This window comes from Blautia faecicola (assembly GCF_004123145.1).
In the GTDB taxonomy this organism is placed as follows: Bacteria; Bacillota; Clostridia; order Lachnospirales; family Lachnospiraceae; genus Oliverpabstia; species Oliverpabstia faecicola.
In genome coordinates, this window is record NZ_SDKC01000001.1 from 335,001 (window position 1) to 349,080 (window position 14,080).

Consider the following 14,080-nt stretch of genomic DNA (forward strand, 5'->3'; position numbering starts at 1 on the left):
CTGGATAGACTCCAGGTATCCATACGCCAATCCATAACGTATGGAAGGGAACCCGGTGAACTGAAACATCTAAGTAGCCGGAGGAAAAGAAAGAAAACTCGATTCCCAGAGTAGCGGCGAGCGAAATGGGAGGAGCCTAAACCAGCGTGCGTGCATGCTGGGGTTATGGACTGCAGAAGTTACTGGAAACGATAGTGGAATGGTTTTGGGAAAGCCAGCCAGAGAGGGTGAAAGCCCCGTACATGAAATTGTGACCAGGACGGCAGGATCCAGAGTACCACGAGACACGTGGAACCTTGTGGGAAGTCGGGGGGACCACCCCCCAAGGCTAAATACTCCTTAGTGACCGATAGCGCATAGTACTGTGAAGGAAAGGTGAAAAGGACCCCGGGAGGGGAGTGAAAGAGAACCTGAAACCCTGTGTTTACAAGCTGTGGGAGCACCTTATGAGTGCAACCGCGTACTTTTTGTAGAACGGTCCGGCGAGTTACGCTGGCTGGCGAGGTTAAACGGTAGAGCCGTGGAGCCGAAGGGAAACCAAGTCTTAAGAGGGCGATGAAGTCAGTCAGAGTAGACCCGAAACCGGGTGATCTATCCATGTCCAGGTTGAAGTTGCCGTAAAAGGCAATGGAGGACCGAACCCACATCCGTTGAAAAGGGTGGGGATGAGGTGTGGATAGGGGAGAAATTCCAATCGAACCCGGAGATAGCTGGTTCTCCTCGAAATAGCTTTAGGGCTAGCCTCGATAGAGTCTTGCGGAGGTAGAGCACTGAATTTCCTAGGGGGCGTCAAAGCTTACCGAAGAATATCAAACTCCGAATGCCGTGTAGATGCTTATCGGGAGTCAGACTATACGAGATAAGTTGGATAGTCAAAAGGGAAAGAGCCCAGACCTCCAGCTAAGGTCCCAAAGTACGTGTTAAGTGGAAAAGGATGTGGGATTTCGAAGACAACCAGGATGTTGGCTCAGAAGCAGCCACACATTCAAAGAGTGCGTAATAGCTCACTGGTCGAGAGGTCCTGCGCCGAAAATGTCCGGGGCTGAAACACGACACCGAAGCTGAGGAATGTCTGAAGACATTGGTAGAGGAGCATTGGATACGCGACGAAGCAGTACCGGAAGGAGCTGTGGAGTGTATCGAAGAGAGAATGCCGGAATGAGTAGCGAGAGAAAGGTGAGAATCCTTTCGGCCGAATATCTAAGGTTTCCAGGGTAAAGCTGATCTGCCCTGGGTAAGTCGGGGCCTAAGGCGAGGGCGAGAGCCGTAGCCGATGGACAACAGGTTGAGATTCCTGTACTGCAGTAAGACAGAACTGTGGGGACACGTGTGGAGAGCATAGGCGCGGAGTGGAAAGCCGCGTGCAAGCGGGGTAGGAGTCCTGTAGGAAAAACCGCAGGGCAATCCGAAGACGTGATGCGGACCGAAATTTAGTAGGGAAGTATGTGAGCCATGCGTCAAGAAAAGCCGCTATTGTTCTTATTGTACCCGTACCGTAAACCGACACAGGTGGATGAGGAGAGAATCCTAAGGCCGACGGAAGAAGCATTGTTAAGGAACTCGGCAAAATGACCCCGTAACTTCGGGAGAAGGGGTGCCCGTGTAACAGCGGGCCGCAGAGAATAGGCTCAAGCAACTGTTTAGCAAAAACACAGGTCTATGCAAAACCGAAAGGTGAGGTATATGGGCTGACGCCTGCCCGGTGCTGGAAGGTTAAGAGGAGAGGTTAGCGCAAGCGAAGCTTTGAATTTAAGCCCCAGTAAACGGCGGCCGTAACTATAACGGTCCTAAGGTAGCGAAATTCCTTGTCGGGTAAGTTCCGACCCGCACGAAAGGCGTAATGATTTGAGCGCTGTCTCGACAATGCATCCGGTGAAATTGAAGTACCAGTGAAGATGCTGGTTACCTGCGCCAGGACGGAAAGACCCCATGGAGCTTTACTCCAGCTTGATACTGGGATTCGGTATTGCATGTACAGGATAGGTGGGAGGCTAAGAAATGGTAACGCCAGTTGCCATGGAGCCGCTGTTGGGATACCACCCTTGCAGTACTGGGTTTCTAACCAGCAGCCGTGACCCGGCTGGGGGACAATGTCAGGTGGGGAGTTTGACTGGGGCGGTCGCCTCCGAAAGGGTATCGGAGGCGCTCAAAGGTTCCCTCAGAATGGTTGGAAACCATTCGAAGAGTGCAAAGGCAGAAGGGAGCTTGACTGCGACACCGACGGGTGGAGCAGGTACGAAAGTAGGACTTAGTGATCCGGTGGTATTAAGTGGGAATGCCATCGCTCAACGGATAAAAGCTACCCTGGGGATAACAGGCTTATCACTCCCAAGAGTTCACATCGACGGAGTGGTTTGGCACCTCGATGTCGGCTCATCGCATCCTGGGGCTGTAGTAGGTCCCAAGGGTTGGGCTGTTCGCCCATTAAAGCGGTACGCGAGCTGGGTTCAGAACGTCGTGAGACAGTTCGGTCCCTATCCGGCGTGGGCGTAGGATATCTGAGAGGAGCTGTCCTTAGTACGAGAGGACCGGGATGGACGGACCGCTGGTGTACCTGTTGCAGTGCCAGCTGCATGGCAGGGTAGCCAAGTCCGGAAGGGATAAACGCTGAAGGCATCTAAGCGTGAAGCCCCCCTCAAGATGAGATATCCCATTCTATAAAAGAAGTAAGACCCCTTGAAGACGACGAGGTAGATAGGGCAGAGGTGGAAGTGCAGTAATGTATGGAGCTGACTGTTACTAATCGGTCGAGGGTTTGACCTGGAAGCGGTCAACCGCAGGAAGTAGGAAAGTGGATGTTACGTGTGTGCAGTTTTGAAGGTACATGGAGAGAGAAGAAACAAAAAAGAGAGATAAGAAAAAAGAAATAATCCTCCATAGCTCAGTCGGTAGAGCATGCGGCTGTTAACCGCAGTGTCGTTGGTTCGAGTCCAACTGGGGGAGCTTTTTTATGCCAGAAAAGGGTGTGGGAAGGCTCCGGGAGGAACGAGATAGATGAGACCTGTAAGATACAAGAGAATGTATCCTGCAGGTTTTTTTTGTTATACAGATATTTGTCAGGTCAGATTTTGCAGATATATTGTGGTTCAGGATAATTTTATATATGTTTTGAAATTTTGTAACCTTTACCTGCTGTTATTTGTATTATTAGTGAAAGGCCTTTGAAAACAAATAATCAACGCCGGTAAGCTGGCGCAAGGGTTATTGATACAGGAGAGACTCATGAGACAAACGATACAGGAATTGGTGGAACGATATCAGAACAGTCTGTACGCAGTGGCATTTAACGTATGCAAAAATCAGCAGGATGCGGAAGATGCTGTTCAGGATACGTTTCTCCAATATTATAACAGCAAAAAAGAATTTGAAAGTGAGCAGCATATACGGGCATGGCTGATCCGGGTGGCGATCAATAAAGCGAAGAATATGAATCTTTCATTCTGGAGGAAGAATAAAATTTCCCTGGAAGATTATATGGAGACACTCGTTTTTGAGACACCGGAGTCGGAGCATCTGTTTGAAACCGTGATGAGACTCCCTGAAAAATACAGAATTGTGATTCATCTGTTTTACTACGAGGATTACAGTGTCAGGGAAATCGGGGAGATCCTGAAGATTTCGGAGAGTAATGTCAAAGTAAGATTATCCCGTGGAAGAATGTTGCTTCGCGAGACTTTGAAGGAGGAATGGGACGATGACAAATAAAGAACGTTACAAACAGGCATTTTCGGTGTTGCATACCTCCGATCAGTTTTCTGTGGAGGTAGAGAATATGAGCAGATTAAACAAAAAACATAACATGAAAGTAGCCGCAGCTGCACTGGCAGGATGTATTCTTCTGGCGGGCGGAACAGGAACCGCTTATGCCGCAAATGTTGGCGGTATTCAGAGAACGGTTCAGGTATGGTTACACGGAGACCAGACGACTGCAAACATGACGGTTTCAGACGATGGCACATATACCATAGAGTATCCGGATGAAAACGGAGAAACGAGAGAAATAAGCGGTGGTGGAATCGCTTATGAAGCGGATGGCACAGAACGTCCATTGACAGGTGAGGAACTTCTGGAGGAAGCGAACAGCCCGGATGTGGAATATAATGACGACGGAACGGTATGGCTGTATTATAAGAATCAGAAGATCGAGATCACGGACAAGTTCAAAGACGATGTATGCTATGTGAAAGTGCAGGACGGAGACGAGACACTGTATGTGACTGTGAAATATCAGAATGGTCTTGCCTATTCGAATGAGAAGTATGTGGAAGAGGATGAATTTAACTGATCGGATGGAAACGGGGAGATAGAGTATTTATTATACAAATCAATGAGTAAAGACAGGAATAGCCGGTTTGAATGTTTTTGTGGTTCGAACCGGCTGTTCCTATCTAAGAACGGTTGACAGAACAGATTATTGATTCAAGCCATGCATCTGTTCGTGTTCTTTTTTGATCTCGATAAAACATTCCTCCGGTGTCCAGTGCTGGTTGGTGGGCGTCAGAATGGCTTTATAAGGAATACGGATCTGCTGCGCGCGTAAGCCCGTCAGAACGCGATCCAGGGTCATTTCAGATAAACCTGCAAAGATCATCATAGGATCGGAAAAAGACGGGGTAACAGCGCTCTCGGAGGGCAGATCAGCAGGTTCTTCCAGACCACACAGCGCAGCCAGTGTCTGTCCATACTGAGACACCGGGATCCGCCGGATCCGGAGCTTCAGCGGCAAGAGAATGCGTTCTAATTTCAGTTTGGTGTTACGGTCGGTTATATTGAAAAGTAAGATAGTTTCCTTCATCTTTATATTTTCCTCCTGAAAATTATATTGAATGGATCTTTGCAATCAGCCTTTTCCTTACGTATTATTAAGTAAATTGTGAAGAGCAATAAGCAGTTGTTCGGTTATGAGCAAGCAGCGAAGCGAATTGCGAATATCCGCCTGACTCGGTTACAGCACAATTATCTCTTAGAATGATAGCATAATTCGCTGTATGATCCATACATTTGTTATTGTACAGGAATTTCTGAAAAAAAGATACAATTTTTTTAAAAAAGTGCTTGCATTCTTCGGAAACCTATGATAGAATAACATTCGTCACTGAGATACGACACAAACAAAAAACAAGGCTCTGTGGTCAAGCGGTTAAGACATCGCCCTTTCACGGCGGTAACACGGGTTCGATTCCCGTCGGAGTCACTGAAAAATCTGAGAAAGATTTTTCCACAATTTTATAATGGCGCAGTAGCCAAGTGGTAAGGCAATGGTCTGCAACACCAGTATCCACCGGTTCAAATCCGGTCTGCGCCTCTCAAGTGCTTTAATCCGAAAAGATTAAAGCACTTTCTATAATATCTAAAGAGAACACTTCATATACCAATCATTAATTTTCAATTACAGATATCAGTAAAGTTCCACAAAAGTTTTTTATATGATTCAATTATATTTTTTCTGTTTATGCATTTCTTTTTATCTGGATTTTGTACCGGATCAAATTCTGATCGCACGTTTTTGGCTGTCTCCTGAATTTTCCTGATGACTTCCTGCTTTCCGGATACGTTTACTTTCGAAGAAAAAATGTTCAGTAAACAGAGGTATCACACGAAAAGAATGGAGGAGAAAGAAAATGAGAAAATGCAAAAGAAAAATACTGGGAGTACTTTTTATGAGTGCGATGCTGTTTTCGGCATGGCCGGCTGTTTATGGATCGGAGGCAGACGGCGGACAGAGGGTGGAGAGACAGGAAAGGCTCGGAACGGATGAGGAAGAAAGGGAGATACCAGAAGAAGAGGTAAGTCAGGGGTGGAAGGCAAGGGAAAGGCAGAGATTTTATCTGGACAGTAATCTCGAACGGCTGACCGGCTGGCAGAAGATAAACGGGAACTGGTATTATTTTGATGAGGAGGGATGGATGCAGACGGGTTGGCTGGAAGATGGCGGAAAGCGGTATTATCTGAAGGATAATGGTGTGATGCAGACCGGTTGGATCCTGGAGCAGAAACAGTGGTATTTTGCGGATGGTACGGGAGCGATGCGTACCGGGTGGCTGCATAAAGGCGGGAGCTGGTTTTATCTGCAAGAAAACGGGGCGATGTGTACCGGATGGAAAGATATTGGTGGAACGTGGTATTATTTTCGTCCGGGGAACGGTGATATGATGACCGGATGGGTGCGGGATCGTGAAACCTGGTACTATATGAGCGGCAGTGGAGCGATGCAAACCGGCTGGCTGAAACATGGGACTGCATGGTATTATCTCAGTGGAAGTGGCGCTATGGCGAAGGACTGGACGCAGGTCAGAGGTTCCTGGTATTACCTGAACGATCATGGAGCAATGCAGACGGGCTGGCTTCACAGAGGAAATAACTGGTTCTATCTGAATGAGGATGGTGTGATGCAAACCGGCTGGCTGCACCGGAGGGGTGTCTGGTACTATCTGAACAGGAGTGGAGCGATGTTGACCGGCTGGCAGGTTGTTGGATCTTCCTGGTATTATTTCGACGGAGACGGGGCGATGCAGAGCGGTTGGATCTGTCTGGAGGGATCCTGGTATTATCTTGGTGGAAATAATGACGGGGCGATGAAAACAGGATGGATTCGCAACGGGGGAAGAAATTATTATCTGACCCCGGGAGGTATCTGGAAAGATATCCGTCTTGCCGTGATTGGAAACAACGAGGCAGGTGCAATCACCACGGCGGCAAAATTTGTCGAAATGGGTGTTGATGCAACGGTTGTTACAGGAAACTTTGAGATCTCCCGGTATGACGGAATTATCATTCCCGGTGGCGGTGATCTGGATCCGGCACGATACGGACAGACCAATACGGCAAGCGGAAATATCGACAACATACTGGATGAAAGGCAGATAGATGCTGTGAAACAATGTGTAGCAGCGGGGAAGCCGATCTTTGGTATCTGTAAAGGCGTGCAGCTGATCAATGTAGTTTTCGGCGGGACGCTGAATCAGAGTATCTCAGGTCATATGGGAGTATGGCACACGGTAAGTGTGAGCAGAAGCGGCTGGTTTTCCAATATTTACTCCGGTTCCGTGCGCGTCCTCAGCTACCATCACCAGTCGATCCGTGACCTGGCGGACGGTTTTCAGGCAGACATGCGTGCAGGTGACGGAACCATCGAAGCGATTTCCAATAACGAAAAACACATCTACGGCGTCCAGTTTCACCCGGAACAGATGAACAACGAGGTGGGAAACCGCTGCATCAGGCAGTTTGTGGAGGTTTGTGCGAAATAAGATGTGAAAAATCCTGAAACTTTTTTACACAGTGCCTCGTCTAATCAATAGAAAGACAAAAGAGGGGGTGAAGCTATGGAATATCTGGATCTGGTAAAAAGAGCGAAGAGCGGGAATGAGGAGGCATTTATCCGGTTGATGGAGTTGCAGTCGGACTGTATGTATAAGATGGCGAAAACCATTTTGAAAAATGAGGAAGATGTGGCTGATGCAATGGCGGAGACGGTTCTGACTTGCTGGGAAAAGATTTCTACATTGAGAAAGAACCGATGCATCCTGCACCAGTCAGGGAATCACGGTTACTGTGTTGCAGAGTATTACCGATCAGAATTTCAGCCATCTGGCGTTTTCGGTAAAAGGATACTCGGCAGAAACGAAAGAACAGCCAGACTTTGAGCAGGTGATTGTGAAGGTGGATGGAAAAGAAGTAAATGCTTCCGGAAGTTTCCGGAATTTTGGTGAAGAAGATATGCCGGGCTATCAGAAAGCGGATGGAACGATGGAATATCTCATGCAAATTGATTCGAACGAAGAAAACGGGCTGGCAGTTAAGAAGATACAGGTAATCTTAGAAAATTTAGGTACGGTAAATAAACAGGCAGAATTTGTCTCGGGTGTGAAAGGAACCTGGACGCTGGACTGGGAACTTGCAGGCACGGAAAAAGAGGAAGGATTGTCGGTCAATCAGACGATCGGAGATACGGATACGGTAGTAAAATCCATAGAGATTACGCCGCTGTCTCTGACGATCCATTATGATATGCCAAGAAAGAAGATTACAAAACAATCATATGGCGATGATGGGGTGACTACATGGGAAACATATGAAGAACCGTGGTTTTTATATGGATTTCGCATGAAAGACGGAACTGTCCGGCAAATGGTTTTTCAGTCGCAGGAGCAGGGATATGATGATGAGACAACGGAGGCCTATACAGTACAATATGCAACGGATCAGATTGTAGAAGTGGAGCAGATCAACAGTCTGTTGTATGTGAAACCGGGCGGAAATCTACAGGAACCGGGGGAAGAAGATCTTGTTGAGGTAAAATTACCGAAATAATTTACGCGAGTAACGAGCCAAAGTTCATGCCTACATGAGAACTTGGTGACTGCTGCGACAACGTGTAAAATTCGCGAAGCATATGTATGTTATTTGATGAATATGAAAACAGAGATTACTGGTCAATGGTAATATTCTGCGAAGCGTGTTATCAGCACGAAATGGACAGCAAAAAGGTGGCAGATTCAGTCGGAAAAGATTGAATCTGCTACCTCTTTCTTGTACACTATAGAATAGAATGACAAAGTATATGGGGTATGATGTCAGGAAGTGACTGAAAAGCTATGGGGCAGTCAGGACTAAACAATATTAGAAAATAAGTATGCGAACGGAGAAGAGAAATGGGAAAAGAGACAGAGCAGAAACAGGAAATTGTGAATCAGGGGGTTCATACATACAGTCAGGTGGAATCTTATGTCTGGCCACAGGAGCCTATTTTGAGGGAGCAGCTGGAGTGGTTTCAGGATCAGAAGCTGGCGTTGATGGTGCACTGGGGAATGTATAATCAGCTGGGCATGGTGGCGAGCTGGGCGCTCAGTGATGAGGATGCGGAGTGGTCCAGAAAGACGGTAGACTGGACGGATGACGGGGAGCTTTTTAAGAGGCAGTATCGGGCATTAAACCGTGCGTTTGATCCGGTGGCTTTTCAGCCGGAAGAATGGGCGAAGATGGCAAAGAAATGTGGGTTCCGGTATCTGATTCTGACGACCAAGCATCACGACGGCTTCTGTCTGTGGGATACGGCATATACAGAATACAAGACCACGGCGGAGGAATGTCCGTTTCATACGCATAAATATGCGGATATTGTCCGTACCATGTTTGATGCGTTTCGAAAAGAAGGACTGGGAATCGGAGCGTATTTTTCCAAGGCGGACTGGCACTGTCCGGATTACTGGGAAACAGAGAAGGCGCTTACACGGAAAACTACCAGAAATCCTACCTATGACCCGAAAGAAAATCCTGAAGCGTGGGAGCGGTTCCGGGCATTTACCAGGGATCAGATTCTGGAACTTGGAAAGCAGTATGGAAGGCTGGATATCCTCTGGTTTGATGCTGGCTGGGTAGCGGCTGCAAACGGACAGGATATCCGGCTGGGCGAGATTGTAGAGAAAGTGCGAAAAACGCAGCCATGGGTGCTGGCAGTAGACCGGACGGTGGGCGGTGCTTATGAGAATTATGTCACACCGGAGATGTGTGTGCCGGAAAAACCGCTGCGTGTGCCCTGGGAGAGCTGCCTGACGCTGGGAGCTGATTTTAACTATGCGTATGGAGATCATTACAAATCCCAGAGAGAACTGGTAAATCTTCTGGTCAATATTGTGGCGAAGGGCGGAAATATGGCGTTAAATGTAAGTCCGCAGCCGGATGGCAGGATTCCGGTGGAAGCGTGGGAGAGCCTGCGGGGACTGGGTGCATGGATGCAGACATATGGGGAAGCCATCTATGGAACAAGAATCTGTGCGCCGTATCAGAGCGGAAATCTGGCATTTACGCAAAAAGGCGATACCGTCTATGTGATCCGGCTGTATCCGGAGGAAGGGGAAGCGGTAGAAGAAGAACTTTTGATTCCTTATCAGGAAAAAATCCGCGGGATTTCCATGGTGGACACGAAAAAAGCGGTTGAATGGCAGATAACAGAAGAAGGAATCCGGGTGGTGATTCCGAAAGGGTACCGCGAAGGAGATACGCCGATTGCAATTGTATGGAAGATAGAACGGTAGTAACTATTCAGCAGGTAACTTTGAAGAGACTGAACAGTTACGAACGGTAAAGAAAAGTATCATCTGAGACAATAGGAAATCAGGTGAAAAACGGGATAGGAAGAAAGTAGCAGATAATAGGAAAAATAAGAAGCTGGAAAACGGGGAACAGAGTATGAAAATGATATTTGAGACGCCGGCGACTGTCTGGCAGGAGGCATTTCCGCTGGGAAACGGACGGATCGGTGCGCTGATGTTCGGGGACGGGGAGGCAGAAACGCTTTGCTTGAATGAAGATACCCTCTGGTCGGGCTATCCGGGGGATCCGCGCACCGGTATGGGATATGAGGATATCAAAAAAGCAGAAGTGTATGCAAAAGAGGGAAAGTATCTTCAGGCTGCACAGGTGCTAAATCAGGCACAGGAGACGGCAGAGGATGTAGAGATGTATGAGCCTTTCGGCACGGTACGGATTCGGTTTGAGGGAGAGCGGGAGATTGCAGATTATCAAAGAGAACTGGATCTTGAGACGGCAACTGCCCGGGTGACATATCGAAATTGCGGGAAATCGTATGAACACCGTTGCTTTTGCAGTGCACCGGCGCAGATGTTGGTGTACCGGATCCGAGCAGAGGAAGCATTTACCATAACGGTCACGGCAGAGGGCGGATTTCTTACGGGAAACAGCTGGGACGGAAAAATATGGAAAATGCAGGGACAGATGCCGGGAAAAAGTAAGATCCCTGTGGGGGCGAAAGAAGGGGACGGCAGTGAGTTCGTTTTTTCGGAAAATCCGCAGGAAAAAGGAATGTTATATGAAGGCTGGTGTATGTTTGAGACGAAAGAGGGGGAGATCCTTCCGACAGAGATGGGAGTTCGCTGCGTCAATGTGCATGAGATTACCATGCGGATTCTAATCCGTTCCGGGTTTGCAGGAGTTTCCAGACATCCGTACACAGACGGGAAGGATCCGGCAAAGCTGTTACTTCAGGATCAGGAGAGAGCCGGGATGCCGGTGGAAGAGTTGTGGAAAGAACATATCCGGGAGTATCAGCAGTATTTTCAGAGAGTGAAATTGACGCTTGGAGATGGCAGCAGAGACGGGATGGATCTTTCGAAACGGCTGGAACAGTATAAAAAAGACGGCGAGGATCCGGGGCTGGAGCAGCTGTTGTTTGATTATGGACGGTATCTGCTGATTTCCTGTTCCCGACCGGGCACGCAGGCGGCAAACTTGCAGGGTATCTGGAACTGCGACCGGATCCCGGCGTGGAAGAGCGATTATACGGTAAATATCAATACCGAGATGAATTACTGGATGACCGGTCCGTGTAATCTTCACGAACTGGCAGAGCCTCTGGTGCGGATGAACCGGGAACTGCTGGAAAGTGCGAGGGAGACGGCGCAGAAATATTTTCACTGTGAAGGTGCGGCGTGTTTCCATAACGTGGATCTGTGGAGAAAGACATCACCGGCAGCAGGACTGGCAAACTGGGCGTTCTGGCCATTTGGCGGGGCGTGGATGTGCCGGAATCTCTATGAGGAATATCTGTTTACGCAGGACAGAGAGTATTTGCAGGAGATTTTTCCGGTGCTGGAGGAACATGCCAGATTTTGCAGCAACATGTTACAAAAGACGGATAAAGGACTGGCAGTGGTTCCGGCAACATCGCCGGAAAATTGTTTCCTGGATCAGGGAGAAGCAGTTCCGGTGGCATTGTATACAGAAAATACGCTGGCAATTATTCGAAACCTGTTCCGGGATTATCTGGAAGCATGTGAAGTATTAAAGAAAGAGAGGACTCTTTTAAAAACGATCCGTGAACAGCTGTCGGTGATCGTACCGACACAGCTGGGAAGTGACGGAAGGATTCTGGAGTGGAATGAGGAACTCCCGGAGGCGGAAGTAGAACACAGACATTTGTCGCATCTGTATGAGTTCCATCCGGGAAGAGGAATCACGAGAAAGACGCCGGAACTTCTGGAAGGAGTGCAAAAAAGCCTGCTTGTCCGGGGCGACGAGGGAACCGGCTGGAGTCTGGCGTGGAAAATTCTGATGTGGGCAAGGATGGAAGACGGTGCGCATGCGGCAAAACAGGTGGCGCAGATGCTGCAGGTTCGTGATCCTTTCGCGGAAATGTCCGTGCAGGGCGGCGGTGTATACCCGAACCTGTTCTGTGCACATCCACCGTTCCAGATTGACGGAAATCTTGGATTTACCGCGGGAATCGCAGAGATGCTGCTGCAAAGCCACGGAGGAGAACTCGTGATCCTTCCGGCGGTATCGCCGAAGTGGAAATGTGGCTCTGTACAGGGGCTGATCGCCCGGGGTGCGATTACGGTGGATATCGCGTGGGAAGGAGAGTGTGTGAACTGTTGGCTGACGAGCAAAACAGATCAGGAAGTCCGGGTGCGTGTGAAAATGCAGGAGAGCAGGACGGTATTTTTGAAAGCCGGAAATAGAGTAAAATTTGAATAATTGCTTACATGCAAAGATGTCCTGCGGATAGAAAACAGAGATTTGTTTTAGCAATTAAGGGATTTCTGGTAGTTTGCGAGAAGAAAATATAACGAACCAAAATAAGGAATGCAGTTTATGAAAAACAGCAGCCGGTGTATGCTTCGAATTGTTAGGGAAACATATACCGGCTGTTGATTTATTCAAGGGAAACGAATCAAAGTCTGCATTTGTACTAGGCAGGGATGAGTAAGGTTCCCTGTACAGTCTGGCGAATGGATTCTGCGAATTAAGACTTTGACGGAATAAACGGTGCAATCGCTCCTGCTACATTCGAGATTGGCATGGTCTGGAGCCATATATGTCCCGGGCCGGTGATGACGGTGTTGAAGATGCCTTCCCCGCCAAAAAGCATATTTTTTACACCGGGAACGGTCTGGATATCCATGGAACAGGTGGCTTCCATAGCAGCCAGATAACCGGTATCCACGATGATCTGCTGACCGGGCTGCAGGTCGTATTCGACAACATGGCCGTCAAATTCTAGGAATACCATCCCTTCTCCGGCAAGGCGCTGCATGATAAATCCCTCACCGCCGAAGAGTCCGGAACCGAAGCGTTTCTGGAAGAAAACAGAAAGGTTTACCCCGGCTTCGGAAGCGAGAAAACCGGACTTCTGTACAATCAGTTCCCGCCCGGGGGAAATCTGGTAAGGAAGAATACTTCCCGGGAAGCAGGAGGCAAAAGCAATCATGCCGGGACCGCCCTGGGCAGTATAGATATTCTGAAACATGGATTCACCGGAAAACATCCGTCCGAAAGCTTTTCCGATGCCGCCGTTGGTAGAAGTTGCCATGTGCATGTTCGGTGACATCCAGCTCATGGCTCCTTTTTCTGTGATCATTTTTTCACCGCCGTCCAGATAACAGATAACAACGGGTAAAGTGTCGCCTTGAATTTCATAACGCATAATATGTACCTCCTGTATAGAAAATTTGCAGCTGTTCAGTTATGAGCAAGTAGCGAAGCGGATTGCGAATATCCGCTTGAATGAGTTCCGGAGTTTTTTACATCCTGCCTGGAACAGTGAAAATCATGGTTATGATGATGTTTCTACTGGTATTATATCAAAGTAGACAGCTGGATGATATGGAATTAAGAAAAAAGTAAACAATAAAATTTGAAAAAAATGTTTGACAAATATATATGTATGTGGTAATTTATAGAAAAGTTTAGTGTAGTAAACCGTTGAAGCGGAGATCAAAGCAGTTATGCGCGCACAGAGAGTCCGGGAGGGTGAGAGCCGGGTGGAGATGCAGATTGCCAAATGGACCGCTGAGGGCGCAGTGAACAGTCATTATTTCGAATCGGCTCAGTATTCTGCGACGTGGGGCATACGTCAGTTGCCGGGAATATGCAGGTATTCCGCGAAGCGCACAGTGCAAACTGTGAAACAAGGTGGTACCGCGGGTAGTTTATCATACGCTCGTCCTTGACAGAAGAACAAGTTTCTGTCGAGGGCGGGCGTTTTTTCGCGTTGTGCATCAATAATTGATCCTGTGGATCTATATATTACCTTGACAGAAAAACAAAGGGAAAGACAGTA

At 48.1% G+C, this 14,080-nt stretch carries 9 protein-coding genes, 3 tRNA genes and 1 rRNA gene (1 of these 13 running past the window's edge); 11 read left to right on the forward strand and 2 right to left on the reverse strand.

What is annotated here, in order from left to right; genetic code table 11:
* The 4 genes from ETP43_RS01295 to ETP43_RS01310 form a co-directional block, all read left to right on the forward strand.
* A 23S ribosomal RNA gene (locus tag ETP43_RS01295) occupies nucleotides 1-2,763 on the forward strand; it begins 131 nt to the left of the window's first position.
* Between the two features lie 107 nt (nucleotides 2,764-2,870).
* Nucleotides 2,871-2,943, forward strand: a tRNA-Asn gene (locus ETP43_RS01300).
* A gap of 279 nt (nucleotides 2,944-3,222) precedes the next feature.
* Complete coding sequence (locus ETP43_RS01305) at nucleotides 3,223-3,705, forward strand: RNA polymerase sigma factor (RefSeq protein ID WP_129256864.1); 483 nt, start codon at nucleotides 3,223-3,225, stop codon at nucleotides 3,703-3,705.
* Nucleotides 3,695-4,285 carry a hypothetical protein gene (locus ETP43_RS01310; protein ID WP_118619800.1) on the forward strand — a complete coding sequence of 197 codons (591 nt, stop codon included), beginning with the start codon at nucleotides 3,695-3,697 and terminating at the stop codon, nucleotides 4,283-4,285. Before ETP43_RS01305 ends, ETP43_RS01310 begins: the two co-directional genes overlap by 11 nt.
* Nucleotides 4,286-4,411: 126 nt before the next feature.
* Here ETP43_RS01310 and ETP43_RS01315 read toward each other — a convergent pair whose 3' ends face one another.
* On the reverse strand, nucleotides 4,412-4,795 hold the full coding sequence (locus ETP43_RS01315; protein ID WP_118568617.1) for a DUF3783 domain-containing protein: 384 nt from the start codon (nucleotides 4,793-4,795) through the stop codon (nucleotides 4,412-4,414).
* 327 nt (nucleotides 4,796-5,122) lie between these two features.
* On the opposite strand from ETP43_RS01315, the gene ETP43_RS01320 reads away from it, so the two are divergent.
* The 7 genes from ETP43_RS01320 (at nucleotide 5,123) to ETP43_RS01350 (ending at nucleotide 12,495) form a co-directional block, all read left to right on the forward strand.
* Nucleotides 5,123-5,194 (forward strand) — tRNA-Glu (locus ETP43_RS01320).
* Between the two features lie 39 nt (nucleotides 5,195-5,233).
* Nucleotides 5,234-5,305 (forward strand) — tRNA-Cys (locus ETP43_RS01325).
* A 316-nt stretch (nucleotides 5,306-5,621) separates the two neighbouring features.
* Nucleotides 5,622-7,250: a gamma-glutamyl-gamma-aminobutyrate hydrolase family protein gene (locus tag ETP43_RS01330; RefSeq protein ID WP_129256865.1), complete on the forward strand. Its 1,629-nt coding sequence runs from the start codon at nucleotides 5,622-5,624 to the stop codon at nucleotides 7,248-7,250.
* A 75-nt stretch (nucleotides 7,251-7,325) separates the two neighbouring features.
* Nucleotides 7,326-7,646, forward strand: a complete 321-nt coding sequence (locus tag ETP43_RS01335) for an RNA polymerase sigma factor (protein WP_022398919.1) — start codon at nucleotides 7,326-7,328, stop codon at nucleotides 7,644-7,646.
* Nucleotides 7,555-8,313 (forward strand): hypothetical protein, encoded by a 759-nt coding sequence (locus ETP43_RS01340; RefSeq protein ID WP_164979562.1) that lies wholly within the window; start codon nucleotides 7,555-7,557, stop codon nucleotides 8,311-8,313. Before ETP43_RS01335 ends, ETP43_RS01340 begins: the two co-directional genes overlap by 92 nt.
* 341 nt (nucleotides 8,314-8,654) lie before the next feature.
* On the forward strand, nucleotides 8,655-10,037 hold the full coding sequence (locus ETP43_RS01345; protein WP_129256867.1) for an alpha-L-fucosidase: 1,383 nt from the start codon (nucleotides 8,655-8,657) through the stop codon (nucleotides 10,035-10,037).
* A gap of 154 nt (nucleotides 10,038-10,191) precedes the next feature.
* Nucleotides 10,192-12,495, forward strand: a complete 2,304-nt coding sequence (locus tag ETP43_RS01350; RefSeq protein ID WP_129256868.1) for a glycoside hydrolase family 95 protein — start codon at nucleotides 10,192-10,194, stop codon at nucleotides 12,493-12,495.
* A 268-nt stretch (nucleotides 12,496-12,763) separates the two neighbouring features.
* On the opposite strand, the gene ETP43_RS01355 is transcribed toward ETP43_RS01350, so the two are convergent.
* Entirely contained in the window at nucleotides 12,764-13,444 is a 681-nt protein-coding gene (locus ETP43_RS01355; RefSeq protein WP_022398689.1) for a TIGR00266 family protein, read from the reverse strand.
* Nucleotides 13,445-14,080 lie beyond the last annotated feature (636 nt).